Below are 18,175 nucleotides of genomic sequence, written 5' to 3' on the forward strand. Positions count from 1 at the left end.
TGCCAATGAGGAGGATGGCGATGAAAATTACAGTCGATATGGACAAGTGCATCGGCGCGGGGCTTTGCGTGGTCGCGGCTCCCAAGGTCTTTGCGCAGAATGATGACGACGGGCTGGTGATCGTCCTGGATGAAAACCCGCCAGCGGATCAGCACGAAGCGGTGCGTGAGGCGGCCCGCCTGTGCCCGGCTCTGGTCATCCATTTGCAGGACGACAATGACTGACGCCGGGATCGTGATCGTTGGTGCAGGGCAGGCTGGCTATCAGCTTGCCGGCGCCCTGCGGGATGCCGGCCATCAGGGCAGGCTGGTCCTGATCGGCGACGAGGCCGAATTGCCCTACCAGCGCCCGCCGCTCTCCAAGGCCTTTCTCAGCGGCACCATCGGCGCCGAGGCGCTGACCTTCCAGCAGCCGGCGCATTTCGAGAGCAAGGGGATCGACCTGCGGATCGGCACCCGGGCCGAGCGGCTGGACCGGGCGGGCCGCAAGCTGATCCTCGCCGACGGAAGCCACATCGGCTATGACAAGCTGGTGCTGGCGACCGGCGCGGCGAACCGGGCCCTGCCGGGCGCCGAAGGAATTGGCGGCATCCACAGCATCCGCACCATTGCCGATGCCCGCGCGATCCGGGAGCGCCTTGAGCGCAGCAAGAATGCCGTCGTCATCGGCGGCGGCTTCCTTGGCCTGGAATTCGCCGCCGTGGCGCGCGAATGGGGCCTTGCCGTCAGTATCATCGAGGCCGGTCCGCGCCTGATGGGGCGCGCCATATCGCAGCCGATGGCCGAGGCTTTCCGGGCGCATCACGTCGCGTTGGGAAGCCAGCTTTTCCTTCAGGCCAAGGTTCGCCGGTTGATTGCCGAAGCCGGCGAGATCAGTGCGGTCGAGCTCGATGACGGCATCCTTCTGCCCGCCGACCTGGTCGTGGTCGGTATCGGGGTCGAGCCGCATGTCGCGTTGGCGCGGGATGCCGGGCTTGATTGCGACAACGGCATCGTCGTCGATGGTCGCCTTGCCACCAGCGACCCGGCCATCTTCGCGCTGGGCGATTGCGCGGTGTTCCCGTCGCGCTTTGCGTTGCAGCCGTCGCGGCTTGAGTCGATCCAGAACGCAATGGACCAAGCCCGGCATCTGGCGGCGGTGCTGACCGGCAAACCCGCCTCCTACGACGCTGTGCCGTGGTTCTGGAGCGATCAGGGCGGCGCCAAGCTGCAGATCGCGGGCCTTGCGCAGGGAACCGACCGGGAAGTGCTGCGGGGCGACGGGGCAGAGATGAAGTTTTCGGTCTTCTGCTATCGCGGCGACCGTCTGGTCGCGGTGGAATCCGTCAACCGGCCGGCCGATCACATGGCGGCGCGTCGCCTGCTGACCGCCGGGCTGTCGCCGACCCCCGAGCAGGCGGCCGATCCCGGCTTTGATCTGAAATCCCTGTTCGTCGCGGCGCAGCCAGCCGCGTGAACCGCAACCAGGACGTGGACAGATGACATTGCATCCCGGGCTTTCCGCCGACGCCGCCAGCTTCATTGCCGGCCGGCATTTGCTGCTGATCGACGGGCAATGGGTTGCCCCGAGCGAGGGGCGGCGCTTCGATGTGTTCGATCCGGCGACGGGGGGCGTGGTTGCCGCCGCGTCCGAGGCCGGGACTGAGGATGTCGATCTGGCGGTGGCGGCCGCGCGCCGGGCGTTGGAAGGCCCCTGGTCGCGCTTTTCGGGACCCGAGCGGGCGCGGCTGCTGATGCGCCTTGCCGACTTGATCGAGGCGAACGGCGAACTGCTGGCCCAGGTCGAGGTGATCGACAATGGCAAGCCCCTGGCATTGGCGCGCGCGGGGATCTCCGGTGTTGCCGAGATGGTGCGCTATTTCGCCGGCTGGACGACCAAGCTGAATGGAGAAACCGTCAAGATCTCGTTGCCCGGCGAGTGGCACGCCTTCACCAGCCATGTGCCCATCGGCGTAGTGGCGCAGATCATCCCGTGGAACTTTCCGCTTTCCATGGCGATCTGGAAACTGGCGCCGGCCCTGGCAGTGGGCTGCACGGTGGTGCTCAAGCCCGCCGAGCAGACGCCGCTCAGCGCGATCAAGCTGGGCGAGTTGATCCTGGAGTCGGGGTTCCCGCCCGGCGTGGTGAACATCCTGACCGGTTTCGGTTCGGGTGCCGGCGCGGCGCTGGCGCGGCATCCCGGCGTGGACAAGGTGGCCTTTACCGGCTCGACCGGCACCGGCAAGAAGATCGTCGAGGCCGCGCTGGGGAACCTCAAAAAGGTCACGCTGGAACTGGGCGGAAAATCCCCGGTCTTCATTTTTCCTGATGCCGATATCGAAGCTGCGATCCAAGGGGCGGCAAACGCCATCTTTCTCAACAGCGGGCAGGTCTGTTCGGCCGGTTCGCGGCTTTACGTGCATGAGAGGATTTTCGATCAGGTGGTCGAGGGCGTTGCCGCGATAGGCGACGGCATGAAGCTTGGGCATGGGCTGGACGCGGAAACGCAGCTGGGACCGCTTATCTCCGCAGTGCAGCGCGAGCGGGTTTCCGACTACATCGACAGCGGGCTGCATGAAGGCGCCCGAATTGCCGGGTCGGGCGCCAAGGCGCAGAGCGAGGGATACTTCGTCGCGCCGACGGTTCTGGTCGATACGCGCCCCGAGATGCGCGTCGTCCGGGAAGAAATCTTCGGGCCGGTTCTGGTCACCCAGAAATTCGGCAACGAAGAGGATCTCGCCGCCTTGGCCCGCACCGCGAACGATACCGAGTACGGGCTTTTCGCCGGCATCTGGACCTCGGATATCGGCCGGGCGCTCCGCTTCGCGCGGCAGATCCGGGCCGGGTCCGTCTCGGTGAATGCCCATATGGTCAACGAGCCGGCGCTGCCCTTCGGCGGGTTCCGCCAGTCTGGATGGGGTCGCGAACGCGGGCGCGAGGTTCTGGAACTTTATACCGAGTTGCAGAGCGTGGCGGTCAGACTCGCTTGAACATGAATGCCCACAAGGCTGGGAGCAAGATGTCGGAATACGATTTCATCATCGTCGGAGGCGGCTCGGCGGGCTGCGTCCTGGCCAATCGCCTGTCGGCGCAGGCCGCGAACCGGGTGCTGCTGTGCGAGGCCGGGCCGGATACGCCCGCGGGTGCGGTGCCGCCGGCGATCCTCGACAGCTATCCGGGCACGGCCTATCTGAACCCGGGATTTCTCTGGCCTGATCTGATGGTCACCACCGAAGGTGTCGCCTCGTCCAACAGTGCGGTGGCGCCGCGGGCGCGCAAATACGAACAGGCGCGGATCATGGGCGGCGGCTCCTCGGTCAACGGCCAGTTCTTCAATCGCGGCGGTCCCTCGGATTACGACGAATGGGCGGCGCGCGGGGCGACCGGCTGGGACTGGGACTCGGTCCTGCCCTGGTTTCGCAAGGTCGAGACCGATCTCGATTTCGACGGGCCGCTGCACGGAAAGGACGGGCCGGTCCCGGTCCGGCGGATTTTCCCCGATGCCTGGCCCGGACATGCGAAGGCGCTGGCCGAAGCGATTGGCGAGCAGGGATACCGCTACCTGCCCGACCAGAACGGACCGTTCGAGGACGGCTATTTCCCCATCGCCATCTCGAACCGGGACGAGCGGCGGGTTTCCTCGGCCATGGCCTATCTGGACAACGCGACCCGGGCGCGCGCCAATCTTCACATCCGCCCGGAGGTAACGGTCAGCCGGCTGGTGTTCGACGCCGGGCGCTGCACCGGTATCTGCCTGGTCGGGCCGGACGGGCAGGAGGAGCAGCATCGCGCCGGAACCGTGATCCTCAGCGCTGGGGCGCTACAATCGCCGGCGATCCTGATGCGGTCGGGGATCGGACCCGCCGCGCATCTGGCCGAGAACGGGATCGAGCTGCGGCAGAACCTGCCCGGCGTGGGCCAGAACCTGATGGAACATCCCTCGATCGCGCTCGCTGCCTTCCTGCGCCGCGCCTCGCGGCTGAACGGCGGGCCAAGCCGGCGGCATATCTATATTGGCTGGCGCTATTCCTCGCAGATCGGCGGCGCGCCGGCCGGCGACATGTTCGTGGCCGGGGTGACCAAGACCTCATGGCACGCGGTGGGCGACCGGATCGGCACCATGTTGATGTATGTCAACAAGCCCTATTCCGACCGGGGCGCGGTGCGGCTGCGCGGGGCGGACTGGCGGGTGAACCCGGCTGTCGATTTCAACCTGCTCTCGGACAGCCGCGATCTGGACCGGCTGACGGACGGCTTTCGCCGCATGGCTGCCGTCCAGCTGAGCGCCGCGATGCAGGCGGCCACCGCCAACCCGTTCCCGGCCAGTTATTCTGAGAAGGTCCGCCAGATCGGTATGTTGAGCCGCAAGAACAAGCTGCTGACCGATACGCTTGCGACCCTGCTGGATGGGCCCGCGCCGCTGCGCGACTTCCTGATGCGGCGTGTGGTCGCCGGCGGCCCCGGCCTGCATGAGCTGCTTGCCGATCAGCAGGCATTGGAGACATTCGTGCGCGGCGCCTGCGTCGGGGTCTGGCACCCGTCCTGCACCTGCCGGATGGGGGCGGCCGACGATCCGCTGGCGGTGCTGGACCCGCAGGGCCGGGTGCGCGGCATCGACGGGCTGCGGGTCTGCGACGCCTCGATCTTTCCGGTGATCCCCTCGGGCAACATCAATTTCCCGACCATGATGGCGGCCGAGAAGATCGCGCATTCCATCCTGTCGCGCGAGTAGGCCCGACCGATCCTGCTGTCATTCCTGGCGAGGCCCCGCAAATTTGCGGGGCCTGCTGTCGTTTCAGGGCAGAACGGTGGCGATGATCGAGGCATCCAGGGCCTCGAACTCATGATAGCCGATGGTGTCATAGAGCTCGGCGCGGGTCTGCATCCGCTCCAGCATCGCCTTGGTGGCGCCGGTATCGCGAATCGTCGCGTAAAGCTCTTCCTGCGCGCGGGCGGCGACGCGCAGCGAACTGACGGGCCAGATCACCATGCTGTAGCCCAGGTTCTGGAACTCCTGCGCCGTCAGGAAGGGCGTGCGGCCGAACTCGGTCATGTTGGCCAGAAGCGGCGCGTCCACCTGCCGGGCGAATTCGCGGAACATCTCGGGCGTGGTCAGCGCCTCGGGGAAGATCGCATCCGCCCCCGCCTCGAGATAGAGCTTCGCGCGGGCCACAGCGCCCTCCATGCCCTCGCTGGCGGCAGCATCGGTGCGAGCGACGATGTAGAGATGCCGACGCGCCTTGGCCGCCGCAGCGATCTTGGCGGCCATGTCCTGCGGCGTGGCCAGCTTCTTGTCGTTCAGGTGGCCGCATTTCTTCGGCAGCAACTGGTCTTCCAGATGCACGGCCGCCGCGCCAGCCTCCTCGAAGGCGCGGACCATCTGCATGACGTTCAGCGCCTCGCCATAGCCGGTGTCGCCATCGACCAGAACCGGCAGCCCCGAGGCGCGCGTGGCCTGCCGGATGAAGAAGCAGACATCCTCGACCGAGATGATGCCAAGATCCGGCAGGCCCATGGATGCGCTCATCGCCGCCCCGGACAGATAGGCCGCCTGGAAGCCCGCGCGCCTGACCTGGATCGCGGCCAGGCCGTTATGCGCGCCCGGCAGTTGCAGGATGTCCTGCGCCTCGACAAGGGCGCGAAAGCGTTCGCCGGCGGGCGTCGTCTCGAGACTGCCGGCAACCAGATAAGTCATGGTGTTCCCCTTCCTGGCCAAGAGCGGCCGAAGCAAATCATGCGAATGAGACTTTACAACACGAACAGGGCAAAGTATCAATGGTTCATCCAATGAAGTAAATCGGAATCGAAGATGACGATCGAAAGCCCCACGACCGCCGACCGCCCCTTGAGCGGGATCACAGTGATCGAAACCTCGAGTTTCCTGACCGGCCCATTTGCGTCGATGATGCTGTCGGACCTGGGGGCGGACGTCATCAAGGTGGAACCCCCGGGGGGCGACGGCTTCCGCCGATTCGGCCACAATCGCGACGGGTTCGGCGCCTCTTGGACCAACGCCAACCGCGGCAAGCGCAGCATCGTCATCGACCTGAAGACGGCCGAGGGCTTGGCCCGGCTGAAGCGGTTGCTGAAGACCGCCGATGTGCTCATCGAGAACTGGCGTCCGCGCGTTTCCGAGTCGCTGGGCCTGGGCGAGAATGTGGTGCGCGAACTCAATCCGAGGCTGATCCGGCTGTCGATCAACGGCTTCGGCAAGAGCGGTGCGCTGGCCAATGCCCCGGCATTCGACTCTCTGATCCAGGGCCGCACCGGGATCGTTGCCTCCGAGGGGCGCAATGGGACACCCGCCGTCACACCCTTCAACATGGTCGACAAGGTGACCGGCACCTTCGGGGCCCAGGCAATCCTGGCCGCGCTCTACGAGCGCGAGCGCACGGGCAAGGGCGCGGTGATCCAGCTGCCGATGCTGGACGTGATGGGCTATTTCAACTTCCCCGACATGTTCCAGCACCGGACCTTCGAGAACGACCGCAGCGACTGGAAGCCGCCGGCGTCGCAGGTTCTTGCGACCTCGGACGGATATGTCGTGATCTCGCCCGCGAACGGGCAGCAGATGTCCAAGACCCTCAATGCCATCGAACGCCCCGAATGGAAGGAGGATTTCAAGCGGATGCCCGACCCCGTTGCCATGGCGAACGAGTTCTTCCGCCGTGTCGGCGAGGTGGTCGCGCAGAAGGATACTGAACATTGGCTGCGCGTCTTTGCCGAGCGGGATGTGCCGGCAGCCCCGGTGTTCAGCCTCGACGAGTTCCTTGAGGATGCGCAGGTGGCCCATAACCGGATCTTCAACGAGGTCGACTCGCATGTCGGCCCGATCCGCACCGCGCGGCATCCTGCCATTTTCGATGACCGGCTGATGACGGCGCGCTCGGGTCCGCCGGCCATCGGCGAACACGATGTCGAGATCGCCCCGGCTGGAGGTGAGGTATGAAGCTTGTCAGCTTTGACGGTGGCCGTATCGGGGTCGTTCTGGAAGAGGGGATCGTTGACATCACCGCTCTGTCCGGCGTTCCGGCCGGGAGCTGGCCGCCCGTGGGGATGGTTCGGCTAATTGCGGATTTCGACGGCCTGCGCGATCTCATTGCCGAAGCCGTCGCCGGAGGGCCGCGCCTCGACCCGGCCCAGCTGCGGCTCGAGGCGCCGGTGCAATGGCCCAACAAGCTGATCGCCTATCCGGCGAATTACCTGGCCCATATCGAGGAGCAGATCACCTCGAAGGTCGGGCTGATCTCAACCTTCAAGGCCAGCGGTCAGGGCTTCTTCCTGAAGGCCAATTCCAGTCTGAGCGGCCCGTCCGATCCCATCGTCCTGCCGGCCTTGCCGGATCGTGACATTCACCATGAATGCGAGCTGGCGGTGATCATCGGCAAGGGCGGGCGCGATATTCCCCGTGACCGGGCGATGGAGCATGTCTTCGGCTATTCCTGCCTGCTCGACATGGTGGTACGCGGCCGCGAAGAGCGGGTGATGCGCAAATCCTTCGACACGTTCTGTCCGCTTGGTCCGCATATCGTTACCGCCGACGAGATCGCCGATCATGCTGCGATAGACCTTGAGCTGCGTGTGAACGGCGAGCTGCGCCAGCAGGCCAGAACGCGGGATCTGATTGTCGATATTCCCGAGATGATCGCCATGGCATCTTCGGTTATGACGCTTTGCCCGGGCGATATCATCGCCAGCGGCACGCCCGCAGGCGTGGGGCCGGTGGTCGGTGGGGACGTGGTGACCATCTCGATCCGCGGGGTGGGAGAGATGAGCCTGCCCGTGGTTCAAGGGGCCGCCGGAGGCCATTCGGTCTGGGACAAGCGCGAGGCGTTGCCCGCCTAGAGAAAGCGCCGGAAGCCCGCGCGTGGATGCGGACCCGGCACTACAGATTGTGTCATCGAGGGAGGAGCGAATGACAAGGATAGGGGAAGGGCTGCTGAAGACCAGCAGTCTGGCGATTGCGATAACCGCCCTCATGGCCGGTTCGGCGTTATCCAAGGATGCGATCCGCATCTGCTCGATCGATGATCGCAGCGGTGCGGCGGCGGATACCGGCAATGAAAGCTATCGCGGCCTCAAGATGGCGGTGGAAGCTGCGAACGCTGCGGGCGGCATCAGCGGCCACATGATCGAGATGATCGAATATGACGGCAAGACCGACCCTCAGCTCTCTGCAAGCTTTGCCGCGCGTTGCGCCGAGGACGACAATGCGCTGCTGATCGTTGGCGGCAATCCCGCCGGTCCTGCGGCAGCGATCCTGCCCATTGCCGATGAATACGACATTCCCTTCTTCATGTTGTCCGCGGGCACCGACAACCTGACCGACAATCCGGCGCCCTGGCTTTTCCGCTTCGGACCGCGCAACGCCCAGGACGCAATCGCCTACGCCCAGCTTCTGGATGAGCAGGGCTTCAAGAAGGTCGCGCTGATCTACAACACGCTGCCCTTCGGTCTGGACAGCGCCGCTGCCGCGCGCGAGCATCTTGCAGAACATGGCATCTCGGTCGTTGCTGAGGAGGGATATGATATCGCGGCGACCGATCTTTCGCCGCAGGTACTGAACCTGAAGGCCTCGGATGCGGAGGCGGTCCTGGTCTTCCCCTATCCCGCCGATGGCGCACGGGTGCTGAAGACGCTGGATCAGTTGCAGGTGGGCAAGCCCGTGATCGTCAGCCGCAGCGCACTACTGAAGACCCTGCGCGAGATCGCTGGGCCGGCCAGCGACGGCATTCTGATCCCGAACACCGTGGACACCGCGCGCGAGGATGTCCAGGCGTTCTTCCAGGCCTATGAGAAGGCCTATGGCGAGGAGACGCAGCCGACTCTTTATCCGGTGATCGGTTATGATGCCGGCATGATTGCGCTTCAGGTCATGGCCCGTCCCGAGGTCGTGGAGGCGATCGAGAGCGGCGACATCCAGGCTGCGCGCACTGCCTTGCGCGACGGCGTGCTTGCCCAGGCCGAGTTCAAGGGACTGCAAGGCAAAGAAGCAGCCAGCTACAGTTTCGCCGACGACAAGCGGCACGGCTCGCCCGACCAGGATTGGTTCACCTTCACGACCGTTGCGAATGGCGGGGTCGATCTGGTGCCCCCCGATCTGAGCAAGTTCGTCCCGGCGCGCTGACTGACTCCGACGGCCTCCGCGATCCCGGTCGCGGAGGCCGCCCAAATCCAACCAAGAAGGGAGGCCGTTACATGGACAAGTTCAGTGTCCTGCTTTTCTCGGGTCTTACGAATGGCAGTGTCTACGGCCTCGTCGGACTTTCGCTTTCGCTGATCTATGGCGCCAACCGCGTGATCAATTTCGCCCAGGGCGAATTCGTGATGATCGGCACCATGTCTGCGATCCTTTTCATGGCAACCTACAACCTGCCGCTTCCGGTGGCGCTGGTCCTGACGCTGGGCGTTGTGCTGGCCATGGCGCTTGCTCTTGAGTTCGCCGTGTATCTTCCGCTGCGCAAGCGTGATGCTCCGCCCTTGACCATCATGATCGGAACGATGGCCTTCGCCATCACCACCATGGGCGTGGCACTTCTTATCTGGGGTCCCAACCAGCTTTCCGTGCCCAACATCCTGCCGATGGAGCCCATGACCGTGGGTCCGCTGATCACCAACTGGCAGCAGCTTGCGATCATCAGTTCCTTCGTGGCCTTTCTGGGGCTCACCTGGTTCATCCTCTATCGCACGTCCTTCGGTCTGGCGATCCGTGCCACCGGCGTGGATCCCAAGGTGGCCCTGCTGATGGGCATTCGTTCGGACCGGATCGTGCGTTTCGCCTTTCTGTTCAGCGCCACGGTGAGCGGCCTTGCCGGCGTGCTGATCGGGCCGCTGCTCGGCGGGCAGATCTCCATCGGTTTGGCCTTGACGGTCAAGGGCTTCATGGCGGCCATTCTCGGCGGTCTTGGCAGCCCCTTCGCGGCTGCGGCCGGCGGCCTGGCCATCGGCGTCGCCGAAGCGATGATCGCCGGCTATGGCAACAGCCTTTACGCCGAGCCGATCATTTTTCTTATCATTCTCATGGTCCTGTTCGTGCGGCCCTACGGCCTGCTCGGGGACTTCGAAGCCGCCCGGAGGTAAGCGAGATGCGGAGTTTGTTCCGGAACGGAAACCTTGCCATCGTCCTGATCGTCGTTGTTGCGCTGATCCTGCCGGCCCTGCTGTCCAGCGGCTATCAGCTTCGCATGGTCTCGATCATCTGGGTCTTTGCGCTGCTGGCCATGGGGTTCAACCTGCTCTATGGCATCACCGGCCAGATCTCGATGGCCCAGCAGGCCTTTTTCGCCATCGGCGCCTATGGCTTTGCCATGCTTCAGGCCAAGCTGGGCTGGTCGCCCTTTGTGGCATTGCCGGTGGCGGTCGTGATCGTCGCCTGCGTGGCGGCGGTGATCGGCTTGCCGCTGCTGCGGCTGCGCACGCATTATCTCGCCATGGCGACGCTGGCCTTCTCGCTGATGATGGTTGGGCTGACGAACAGATGGGTGGATTTCACCGGCGGGTCGGCGGGTATCCAGATCCGCACCATCACGGTCGGCGACTGGAGCATGAGCCGCGCAGAGCTCTACTACACGCTGGTCATTGTCGCGGCCATCGGCCTCGTGATCCACAACTTCATCATCTCGGGCCATCTTGGCCGCGCGATGCAGGCGGTGCGCGACGATGAGACAGGAGCCGAGTCGCTGGGGGTGAACGTCACGGCGGTCAAGCTGCGGGTCTTCGTCCTGGCCGCGGTCTATGCAGCGGTCGGCGGGATCGGCTATGGACTGATCAGCCGCCAGGTCAATCCGAGCTTTGGCGAGTTCCCCGTCATCGTCTCGCTGCTGACCATCGCAGTTGTCGGAGGGCTTGGAACCCGGTTCGGGCCGGTCATCGGAGCCATCGTCGTCGTGCTTGCGCCTCAGGCGCTTGCCCGCTTCGGCGAGTTCGAGACGCTGATCTATGGCCTTTGTCTGGGCGTGTTCCTGATCTTCCTGCCGAACGGGCTTTCCGGCGTCATGGAACGCCTGGGAGCGAGGATGCTTCGGCCCAGCTCTGCTCCTGGTCGGCGTTCGGTCACCAAGAATATCGTCGAGGGAGGTGCAAGATGAACGCGGTAACCCGGAACATCGGGGAAGGCGCACCGCTGCTTGAGGTACGCAACGGCACCAAGCGTTTTGGCGGGCTGGTCGCGGTCAACGATGTCTCGTTCTCCGTGCGCGGTGGCGAGGTCGTCGGCCTTATCGGACCGAACGGTGCAGGTAAGTCGACGCTTTTCAACCTCGTCACCGGCGTTGCGCAGCTCTCGGCCGGAGAGATCTTTTTCGACGGCAAGTCCATCACCGGCCTGCCGCTGCACGGTCGGCCTTCGATCGGCATGTCGCGCACCTTCCAGATCGTCCGCCTGTTCCCAGGCATGACCGTTTTGCAAAACGTGTTGATGGGCTTTCACCCGCAGCTTCCAGACGGGCTGCTGCGCACGCTTCTGGGCCTGCGGCACAGCCTGCGGGAGGAGCGTCGCGTCACTGAGAAAGCCATGGAACTGCTGGAATTCGTCGGCATGGAGGATCTGGCCGACGAGAAGATCGGCGAGCTGCCCTATGGCAAGCAGCGCCTGGTCGAGATCGCCCGCGCCATGGCCATCGAGCCGCGCATCCTGTTGCTGGACGAGCCGGCGGCCGGGCTGAACGGCACCGAGACCGCCAATCTTGGCGCCATGCTGCGGGTTCTGAACGAAAGGGGCGTCACCGTCCTGATCGTCGAACATGACATTGATTTCATGATGGGGCTGTGCGACCAGATCGTCGTGCTCGATCACGGCGTCAAGATCGCCGAGGGTAGGCCCTCCGAAGTGCAATCCAATGAAAAGGTCATCGAAGCCTATCTGGGGCGGAGGGGCGGCAATGCTGAAAATTGAGAACATCCGTGCCGGATACAAGGGCACCGAGGCGCTGCATGGCGTTTCGATGTGGGTGGATGCGGGCACCATCGTGTCGGTGGTCGGCTCGAACGGCGCCGGCAAATCGACGACGGTGAACACCATCTCGCGGCTGGTGAGCACCTATGGCGGCAGCATCACCTTCGAGGGGCGCGACATCACCGGGCTGGGTCCGGCCGATGTGGTCGATATGGGCATCATTCAGGTGCCCGAAGGCCGCCAGCTCTTTGGCCCCCTGACCGTCACCGAAAACCTCAGGCTGGGCTTTCACCGCCAGCGGCGCGGCAAGAACCGCGAGGCCGCATTCCGTGACAAGCTGGATTATATCTATGACCTGTTTCCGCGCCTGAAGGAGCGGGCGGGGCAACGGGCGATCACGCTCAGCGGCGGCGAGCAGCAGATGGTGGCCATCGGTCGCGCGCTGATGGCCGAGCCACGGCTGTTGTTGCTGGACGAGCCGTCGCTCGGCCTTGCGCCGCTCATCGTCGAAAAGATCTTCGACGTGCTGTCCGGCCTGAGGGCGCAGGGGCTGACCATGCTGCTTGTCGAACAGCACGCCGACGAGGCGCTTGCGCTTGCCGATTACGGTTTCGTGCTTTCGGTGGGCAAGGTGACGGTTCATGGGCCCGGCGTCGAACTGCGCAGCAACGCGGCTGTCACCAGTTCCTATCTTGGACATGCGGGGGCGGCCTAAGGGGCGGAGGCGGGACGAATGCAGGAAATGACCTCGGATGTCGTCGTCATGGGCGCCGGGCTTGCCGGGCTGGTCGCCGCCCGGCGGGCGCTCGAACTGGGCGCCAGCGTGGTGCTGCTTGAGGCGGGGGACGGGCGCTACCCCGCGAATTCGCGCTATACCGGCGGCGTGTTCCACGTCGCCTTCGAGGATGTGACAGCGGGTCCCACAGTGCTTCTCGACGCGATCACCGGTGCGGGCGGCGATTGTTGCGACCCGGAGCTTGCCGGCGCCTATGCCGCACATGCCGGGCGGGCCATCGAATGGCTGGCCGCGAATGGCGCCGACTTCGGGCAGGGCGGGGACTTCCCCTGGATGAGCCGGATGCTGGTGCCCTTGAGCCTGCGCGAGCCGGGTTTTCCCAATCACTGGCCCGACAAGGGGGCCGAGCGTCTGTTGGAACGGTTGGCGCGCGATTTCACCGAGGCAGGGGGCGAGTTCCTGCGTGGCTGGCGTGGGCGTAGCCTTTTGACGACGAATGGGCGCTGTCACGGGCTGGACGCCACGCGGGCCGATGGAGAAGTGCTGCGGATCGCCGCGAAATCCGTGGTGATCGCCGACGGTGGCTTTCAGGGCGACCCCGAACTGGTGCGTGAGCATATCTCGCCGCGCCCCGAACGCCTGTGCATGCGGGGCGCCGGAACCGGCCGCGGAGACGGGTTGAAGATGGCCGCAGCGATCGGAGCAAGGCTTGTCGGTCTCGACCGCTTCTATGGCCATGTCCAGGCCGCCGAGGCGATCCGGGACGACAGGCTCTGGCCTTATCCGATCCTCGACATCTTGGCGTCTTCTGCCGTGGTTGTCGGACCCGACGGGCGGCGTTTCACCGATGAGGGCAAGGGTGGTGTCGCTCTGGCCAATGCCATCGCAGCCCTGCCCGATCCGCTGTCCTCCTTCGTGATTTTCGACCAGGCGATCTGGGAAGGGCCCGGGCGGGCCTTTCTTCTGCCGCCCAACCCCAACTTCGAGGAGCGCGGGGTCGCCATATTGCGCGCCGATACCCTTGAGGCGTTGGCCGAGGCCGCCGGCCTGCCCGAGGCAAATCTGGTACGGACGGTGACCAACTATAATGCCGCCGTCGCCACCAGCAGCACCGCACAGCTCGATCCGCCCCGAAGCTCGCGCGCCGATACGCTTTCCGGCGCGGCCCGGCCCATCGACGGGCCCGGTTTCATGGCGATCCGTCTCTGCGCCGGCATCACCTATACGATGGGCGGCATCGCCATCGACCCTTCGGCGCGGGTTCTTTCGCGCAGCGGCAGTGTCATCGAAGGGCTGTTCGCGGCGGGTTCGGCCACAGGCGGCTTCGAAGGCGGTCCGGATGCGGCCTATCTTGGCGGCCTCGCCCGCGCGGCGACCTTCGGCCTTCTGGCCGGCGAGACAGCGGTTCCCTGAATATCCATCGGTTGGGAGATATCTCCATGGCAATGAAAGTGCGCGCCGCGGTGGCGCATCGGCAAAAGACACCTCTGACAATCGAAACGCTGGATCTGGACGGGCCGCGCGCGGGCGAGGTTCTGGTGGAACTCAAGGCCTCGGGACTGTGCCATTCCGATCTCAGCCTGTTCGACGGATCGCGCGACTGGACCGACTATCCGCTGCTGCCGGGCCATGAAGGGGCGGGCGTGGTTCTGGAATGCGGGGCCGGCGTCACCTCGGTCAAACCCGGCGATCACGTGATTCCGGTGGCGATCCCGGAATGCGGCGAGTGTCCGGCCTGCCGAAGCAAGGTCACCAATCTCTGCGACCATTATTTCCAGCCTTGGCCGCGTCGGCCCTTCAGCCTGGACGGCCAACCGGTGCGCGCCTTCTGCGAGCTCGGCACATTCGCCAGCCATATCGTGGTGCGCGAGACCCAGGTCTGCCGGATCCGCAAGGATGTGCCGCTCGAGACGGTTTGCTGCCTGGCTTGCGCCGGCGCCACCGGCATCGGTGCCGCGGCCTATACCGCCCGCGTCGCACAAGGTTCGACCGTTGTGGTGTTCGGTCTGGGCGGGATCGGCACGAATGTCGTCGACGGGGCGCGGATCTGCGGCGCCGCGCGCATCATCGGTGTCGATACCAACCCATTGCGCGAGGCCTCGTCGCGCCTGGCGGGCGTCACCGATTTCATCAATCCGCGGCAGGTCGATGACGTGGTCGGCCATATCCGCGAGATCACCGGCGGCGGCGTGGATTACAGCTTCGAATGCGTGGGCTCGGCCGAGCTGTGGCGTCAGGCGGTGGAATGCACGCGAATCGGTTGGGGCACGGCCGTCATGGTCGGCGTGCCGCCAAGCGTCGAGACGGTGGCCTTCCGGCCGCGTTCCATCCTCGAGGGCCGGCGTATCATGGGCTCGTACCTGGGCAACGTGAAAACCCGCACCGAACTGCCGCAGCTTGTGGAGTGGTTCGCCGAAGGCAAGCTGTCGCTGGACCAGCTGGTCACGCATCGGATCAGCCTTGACCAGATCAATTCCGGCTTCGATCTGCTGAAGCAGGGCAGCGCCCTGCGCAGCGTCATCGTTTACTGAACCACCGCCGGGGCATCGGGCAGAAGGCGGCGGCCGCGACTGCGCTGGCCGCCAGCAGCACCAATGCCATCGCCAGTTCCAGCGGCAAAGGCAGCATCCCGGTGGCTGCGATGATCGCGGCCCCCGTTCCCATCTGCGTGCAGCCGTAAAAGCCCGAGGCGGCGCCGATCGCCGCAGCCTCGGCGCTGATCGCACCGCTCATGGCGAAGGGGCTGCAAAGCCCGATGGCGAAGGATATGACCATGATCGGCAGATGCAGGCTGAGAATGCTCAACCAGCCCGCCAGGATGAGTCCAAGCAGGAACAGGCTTGCTGCCAGCATCGTCAGGCTGGCCGCCCTGACCACGGCCTGCACCGGCAAGCGACCGGCAAGCCGGCTGGCCAGCAGGCTGCCCAGCGTAAGGCTGCCGACCACGACCAGAAAGGCCACCCCCACCTGATCTGGTGTCAGGCCGAAGCGGGTCTTCAGGATGAAGGGGGCCGCGCCGACGAAGGCATAGAAACTGGTGGTGGCAAAGGCGCCGCCGATGCAGAAGCGCATGAAGACCGAGTTCTGACGCAGCGCCAGGATGCGCTGGAAATAGGCCCGGATGTTGATGTCGCCGCGACCGGCATGGGTCTCGGGCAGGGTGGCCAAGGTGATGGCCAGCAGCACCGCATTCATGCAGGCCAGCAGCACGAAGACGGCACGCCAGCCGAAATGCAGGGCAACCTGCCCGCCGATGATCGGGGCGAAGGCCGGGCCGATGCTGATCGCGGCGCCAAGAATCGCCAGTTGGGCGGTTGCGCGATCCGGTCCCGCCGTGTCGCGGGTAATGGCGCGGCCAAGGACCAAGCCCGAGCAGCCGCCGATGGCCTGGAATACCCGGGCGACCAACACCGAGCCGAGGTCGGGCGCGACGACCAGCGCTGCGCTGGACAGAACGTAAAGCAGAAGTCCCGCCAGCAGCACGGGGCGGCGGCCGAAACGGTCCGAGAGAAGACCCAGCATCAGTTGCCCCAGGGACAGCCCGATCAGATAGGCGGTGATCGACAGCTGCATCGCGCCCGCCGAGACCCCCAGATCCTGCGCCGCATCCGGAAGGGCCGGAACGAAGATATGGATCGGAAAGGTGCCTGCGATGGTGATCCAGACCAGGAACCTTAGGGTCGGGGCGCGCGCGAGGTGTTGGGGCGGGGAGTGCAGGAAAGACATGGCCGATCCATAAGCAAGGGGTGTTTCGCCGCCAATTTCTTCTTCGACATTCTTCGCGGCGGGTCAGAGAGGCTTGACACATGTCGGCATTTGGGTCAACGGTTGAACCAATGAAAATTGGAGGACCCCCTATGTCAGAGGATCTGAGAGATCGCGTGCTTTATGAAGCCCGCGACGGCCGCGCCTACATCACCCTGAACCGGCCGGAAAAGCGCAACGCCGTCACCTATGAGATGTTCGACCGTTTCATGGAGCATATCCGCACCGCCGAGGACGACGACGACGTGCGCGTCATCATCATCCGCGGCGAAGGGCCGGATTTCTGCACCGGCCACGACCTGGCGCAGGTCGGCTCGGAATACGGCTTCTCGGCCGACAAGGATGCGCGCCGTCCCAGCCAGCGCCGGCGCATCCATTTCGACAAGCGCCATGTCGAACAGTTCCGCGAGCTGTTCTATTGCGTCAAGCCGACGATCTCGCTGGTCCAGGGCAATTGCGTGGGCGCGGGCACCTATATCGTCGAGGCCTCGGACCTGGTCATCGCCGCGACCAACGCCAAGATCGGCCACCCCGAGCAGAAAATGATGCTGGCCGGCGCGGCCTACATGACCACCTTCAACATCCTAGCAATGGGTCCGCGCAAGGCGCGCGAGATGCTGCTGCTGGGCACCACTGTGAACGGCACCGAGGCCGTCGAGCAGGGGCTGGCCAACAGGGCGGTGCCGCCCGAGGAACTGGCCGCCGCCGGCGAGGAATGGGCCGAGCGGATCGTCCGCCTGCCGCGCGATGCCATCGCCATCGGAAAGGCCGCGACCCATATGGCGATGGATTCGCTGGGGATGACCTCGCAATTCATCTACGGCTATGTCGGCCACGCCCTGGGCACCAACATCCGCTATGAGCCGGATGAGCAGAACTTCATGAAGCTGCGCCGCGACAAGGGCGTCACCGGGGCCTCGAAGGAACGCGAGGGCCGCTTTGAAAGCAGCGGTTCCGACGCCGGTTCCAAGCGTTGAGCGGGGGGCAGCATCATGCAGACTGACCTGGAAGGCCGCAGCGCCGTCGTACTGGGCGGCACCAAGGGGATCGGCCGCGCCGCGGTCATCAAGCTGGCGCAATCTGGCGCCAGCGTGGTGATCCAGGGCCGTGATGCCCGCGCGGCGCAGGAACTCATTGCCGAGTTGAAGGACTATCGCGGCATGCGGCTGTTCGTGGAGAGCGATCTGCTGAGCTACGAGGGCATCGACACGGCCGTGCGCACCGCGAAAGAGGCTTTCGAGCGGGTCGATATCGTCGTCGCCAGCGGCGGCCCGAAAGAGCCGCGTCCGAAGCTGTTCGTCGACACCAGCCCCGAGGAAGGCATCGCCACCATCGAAAGCCGGCTGATGCCGCGGCTGCACGCGCTGCATGCGGCGGTTCGCTACATGGGCGATCAGGGCTATGGCAAGGTCATCCTGCTGACCACCGACGCCGCGCGCATCCCGACGCCGGCCGAATCGATGATCGGCGCGGCGGGGGCGGTGGTCATGTCGCTGACCCGGTCCCTGGCGCAGGAACTGGCGGGCCTCGGCATCCGCGTCAACGCCATCGCCACCACGCTGACGACCGGGACGCCGGGGCATGACACCTTCCTCAAGGCGCAGGCCTCGGGTTCGCAGGAGGTCATCGTGCGCGCCTTCAACAAGGTCGCGGAGCGGGTGAAGTTCCGCATGAACTCGGCCGAGGACCTGGCCGAATACGTCCTGTTCCTCGCTTCGCCTGAAAGCGATCAGATTTCCGGCTCCACCATCAGCATCAACGGCGGCCTGTCGTTCCCCAGCTATTAGGCCGCAAGGATCCGTC

At 65.3% G+C, this 18,175-nt stretch carries 17 protein-coding genes; 15 read left to right on the top strand and 2 right to left on the bottom strand.

Annotated features, from left to right (window positions below):
* The first annotated feature begins 14 nt into the window (after positions 1-14).
* Genes AQY21_RS21650 through AQY21_RS21665 form a run of 4 tightly spaced genes read left to right on the top strand, consistent with a single transcriptional unit; the run spans position 15 to position 4,710 of the window.
* Entirely contained in the window at positions 15-224 is a 210-nt protein-coding gene (locus AQY21_RS21650) for a ferredoxin (protein WP_238986864.1), read from the top strand.
* Positions 217-1,455 carry an NAD(P)/FAD-dependent oxidoreductase gene (locus tag AQY21_RS21655; RefSeq protein WP_058099662.1) on the top strand — a complete coding sequence of 413 codons (1,239 nt, stop codon included), beginning with the start codon at positions 217-219 and terminating at the stop codon, positions 1,453-1,455. Before AQY21_RS21650 ends, AQY21_RS21655 begins: the two co-directional genes overlap by 8 nt.
* 22 nt (positions 1,456-1,477) lie before the next feature.
* Complete coding sequence (locus tag AQY21_RS21660) at positions 1,478-2,968, top strand: aldehyde dehydrogenase (RefSeq protein ID WP_058099663.1); 1,491 nt, start codon at positions 1,478-1,480, stop codon at positions 2,966-2,968.
* A 29-nt stretch (positions 2,969-2,997) separates the two neighbouring features.
* Complete coding sequence (locus AQY21_RS21665) at positions 2,998-4,710, top strand: GMC family oxidoreductase (protein WP_058099664.1); 1,713 nt, start codon at positions 2,998-3,000, stop codon at positions 4,708-4,710.
* A gap of 63 nt (positions 4,711-4,773) precedes the next feature.
* On the opposite strand, the gene prpB is transcribed toward AQY21_RS21665, so the two are convergent.
* The gene (prpB, locus tag AQY21_RS21670; protein WP_058099665.1) at positions 4,774-5,673 is read right to left on the bottom strand and encodes a methylisocitrate lyase; all 900 of its coding nucleotides are present in this window, start codon (positions 5,671-5,673) and stop codon (positions 4,774-4,776) included.
* A 114-nt stretch (positions 5,674-5,787) separates the two neighbouring features.
* Here prpB and AQY21_RS21675 point away from each other — a divergent pair, with 114 nt between their 5' ends.
* The 9 genes from AQY21_RS21675 (at position 5,788) to AQY21_RS21715 (ending at position 15,138) form a co-directional block, all read left to right on the top strand.
* On the top strand, positions 5,788-6,927 hold the full coding sequence (locus tag AQY21_RS21675; RefSeq protein ID WP_058099666.1) for a CaiB/BaiF CoA-transferase family protein: 1,140 nt from the start codon (positions 5,788-5,790) through the stop codon (positions 6,925-6,927).
* A complete protein-coding gene (locus tag AQY21_RS21680; RefSeq protein WP_058099667.1) occupies positions 6,924-7,823 on the top strand; it encodes a fumarylacetoacetate hydrolase family protein in 900 nt (299 codons plus the stop codon). The genes AQY21_RS21675 and AQY21_RS21680 overlap by 4 nt, the downstream gene beginning before the upstream one ends.
* A gap of 22 nt (positions 7,824-7,845) precedes the next feature.
* Positions 7,846-9,105 (top strand): ABC transporter substrate-binding protein, encoded by a 1,260-nt coding sequence (locus AQY21_RS21685; RefSeq protein ID WP_238986865.1) that lies wholly within the window; start codon positions 7,846-7,848, stop codon positions 9,103-9,105.
* 71 nt (positions 9,106-9,176) lie between these two features.
* On the top strand, positions 9,177-10,058 hold the full coding sequence (locus AQY21_RS21690) for a branched-chain amino acid ABC transporter permease (RefSeq protein ID WP_058099669.1): 882 nt from the start codon (positions 9,177-9,179) through the stop codon (positions 10,056-10,058).
* 5 nt (positions 10,059-10,063) lie between these two features.
* A complete protein-coding gene (locus AQY21_RS21695) occupies positions 10,064-11,065 on the top strand; it encodes a branched-chain amino acid ABC transporter permease (RefSeq protein WP_058099670.1) in 1,002 nt (333 codons plus the stop codon).
* On the top strand, positions 11,062-11,871 hold the full coding sequence (locus AQY21_RS21700; protein ID WP_058099671.1) for an ABC transporter ATP-binding protein: 810 nt from the start codon (positions 11,062-11,064) through the stop codon (positions 11,869-11,871). The genes AQY21_RS21695 and AQY21_RS21700 overlap by 4 nt, the downstream gene beginning before the upstream one ends.
* On the top strand, positions 11,858-12,586 hold the full coding sequence (locus AQY21_RS21705; RefSeq protein ID WP_058099672.1) for an ABC transporter ATP-binding protein: 729 nt from the start codon (positions 11,858-11,860) through the stop codon (positions 12,584-12,586). The genes AQY21_RS21700 and AQY21_RS21705 overlap by 14 nt, the downstream gene beginning before the upstream one ends.
* Before the next feature lie 18 nt (positions 12,587-12,604).
* The gene (locus AQY21_RS21710; RefSeq protein WP_065169975.1) at positions 12,605-14,020 is read left to right on the top strand and encodes an FAD-dependent oxidoreductase; all 1,416 of its coding nucleotides are present in this window, start codon (positions 12,605-12,607) and stop codon (positions 14,018-14,020) included.
* Between the two features lie 26 nt (positions 14,021-14,046).
* Positions 14,047-15,138: a zinc-binding dehydrogenase gene (locus AQY21_RS21715; RefSeq protein ID WP_238986866.1), complete on the top strand. Its 1,092-nt coding sequence runs from the start codon at positions 14,047-14,049 to the stop codon at positions 15,136-15,138.
* Here the strand turns inward: AQY21_RS21715 and AQY21_RS21720 are convergent.
* A complete protein-coding gene (locus tag AQY21_RS21720; RefSeq protein ID WP_058099675.1) occupies positions 15,125-16,333 on the bottom strand; it encodes a Bcr/CflA family efflux MFS transporter in 1,209 nt (402 codons plus the stop codon). The two genes, AQY21_RS21715 and AQY21_RS21720, sit on opposite strands and share 14 nt — an antisense overlap.
* A 131-nt stretch (positions 16,334-16,464) precedes the next feature.
* Here AQY21_RS21720 and AQY21_RS21725 point away from each other — a divergent pair, with 131 nt between their 5' ends.
* Together AQY21_RS21725 and AQY21_RS21730 are read left to right on the top strand one after the other, a co-directional pair.
* Positions 16,465-17,349 (top strand): enoyl-CoA hydratase/isomerase family protein, encoded by an 885-nt coding sequence (locus AQY21_RS21725; RefSeq protein WP_058099676.1) that lies wholly within the window; start codon positions 16,465-16,467, stop codon positions 17,347-17,349.
* Between the two features lie 15 nt (positions 17,350-17,364).
* Positions 17,365-18,159, top strand: a complete 795-nt coding sequence (locus tag AQY21_RS21730; RefSeq protein ID WP_058099677.1) for an SDR family NAD(P)-dependent oxidoreductase — start codon at positions 17,365-17,367, stop codon at positions 18,157-18,159.
* Positions 18,160-18,175 lie beyond the last annotated feature (16 nt).

Origin of the sequence: Paracoccus sp. MKU1, from assembly GCF_001447385.1 — a bacterium.
Lineage (GTDB): Bacteria > Pseudomonadota > Alphaproteobacteria > Rhodobacterales > Rhodobacteraceae > Paracoccus.

What these genes read in the sequence shown, in the direction of transcription:
- AQY21_RS21650 (WP_238986864.1), top strand. Translation starts at nt 15, where the DNA reads ATGGCGATGAAAATTACAGTCGATATGGACAAGTGCATCGGCGCGGGG.
- AQY21_RS21655 (WP_058099662.1), top strand. Translation starts at nt 217, where the DNA reads ATGACTGACGCCGGGATCGTGATCGTTGGTGCAGGGCAGGCTGGCTAT.
- AQY21_RS21660 (WP_058099663.1), top strand. Translation starts at nt 1,478, where the DNA reads ATGACATTGCATCCCGGGCTTTCCGCCGACGCCGCCAGCTTCATTGCC.
- AQY21_RS21665 (WP_058099664.1), top strand. Translation starts at nt 2,998, where the DNA reads ATGTCGGAATACGATTTCATCATCGTCGGAGGCGGCTCGGCGGGCTGC.
- prpB (WP_058099665.1), bottom strand. Translation starts at nt 5,673, where the DNA reads ATGACTTATCTGGTTGCCGGCAGTCTCGAGACGACGCCCGCCGGCGAA.
- AQY21_RS21675 (WP_058099666.1), top strand. Translation starts at nt 5,788, where the DNA reads ATGACGATCGAAAGCCCCACGACCGCCGACCGCCCCTTGAGCGGGATC.
- AQY21_RS21680 (WP_058099667.1), top strand. Translation starts at nt 6,924, where the DNA reads ATGAAGCTTGTCAGCTTTGACGGTGGCCGTATCGGGGTCGTTCTGGAA.
- AQY21_RS21690 (WP_058099669.1), top strand. Translation starts at nt 9,177, where the DNA reads ATGGACAAGTTCAGTGTCCTGCTTTTCTCGGGTCTTACGAATGGCAGT.
- AQY21_RS21695 (WP_058099670.1), top strand. Translation starts at nt 10,064, where the DNA reads ATGCGGAGTTTGTTCCGGAACGGAAACCTTGCCATCGTCCTGATCGTC.
- AQY21_RS21700 (WP_058099671.1), top strand. Translation starts at nt 11,062, where the DNA reads ATGAACGCGGTAACCCGGAACATCGGGGAAGGCGCACCGCTGCTTGAG.
- AQY21_RS21705 (WP_058099672.1), top strand. Translation starts at nt 11,858, where the DNA reads ATGCTGAAAATTGAGAACATCCGTGCCGGATACAAGGGCACCGAGGCG.
- AQY21_RS21710 (WP_065169975.1), top strand. Translation starts at nt 12,605, where the DNA reads ATGCAGGAAATGACCTCGGATGTCGTCGTCATGGGCGCCGGGCTTGCC.
- AQY21_RS21715 (WP_238986866.1), top strand. Translation starts at nt 14,047, where the DNA reads ATGGCAATGAAAGTGCGCGCCGCGGTGGCGCATCGGCAAAAGACACCT.
- AQY21_RS21720 (WP_058099675.1), bottom strand. Translation starts at nt 16,333, where the DNA reads ATGTCTTTCCTGCACTCCCCGCCCCAACACCTCGCGCGCGCCCCGACC.
- AQY21_RS21725 (WP_058099676.1), top strand. Translation starts at nt 16,465, where the DNA reads ATGTCAGAGGATCTGAGAGATCGCGTGCTTTATGAAGCCCGCGACGGC.
- AQY21_RS21730 (WP_058099677.1), top strand. Translation starts at nt 17,365, where the DNA reads ATGCAGACTGACCTGGAAGGCCGCAGCGCCGTCGTACTGGGCGGCACC.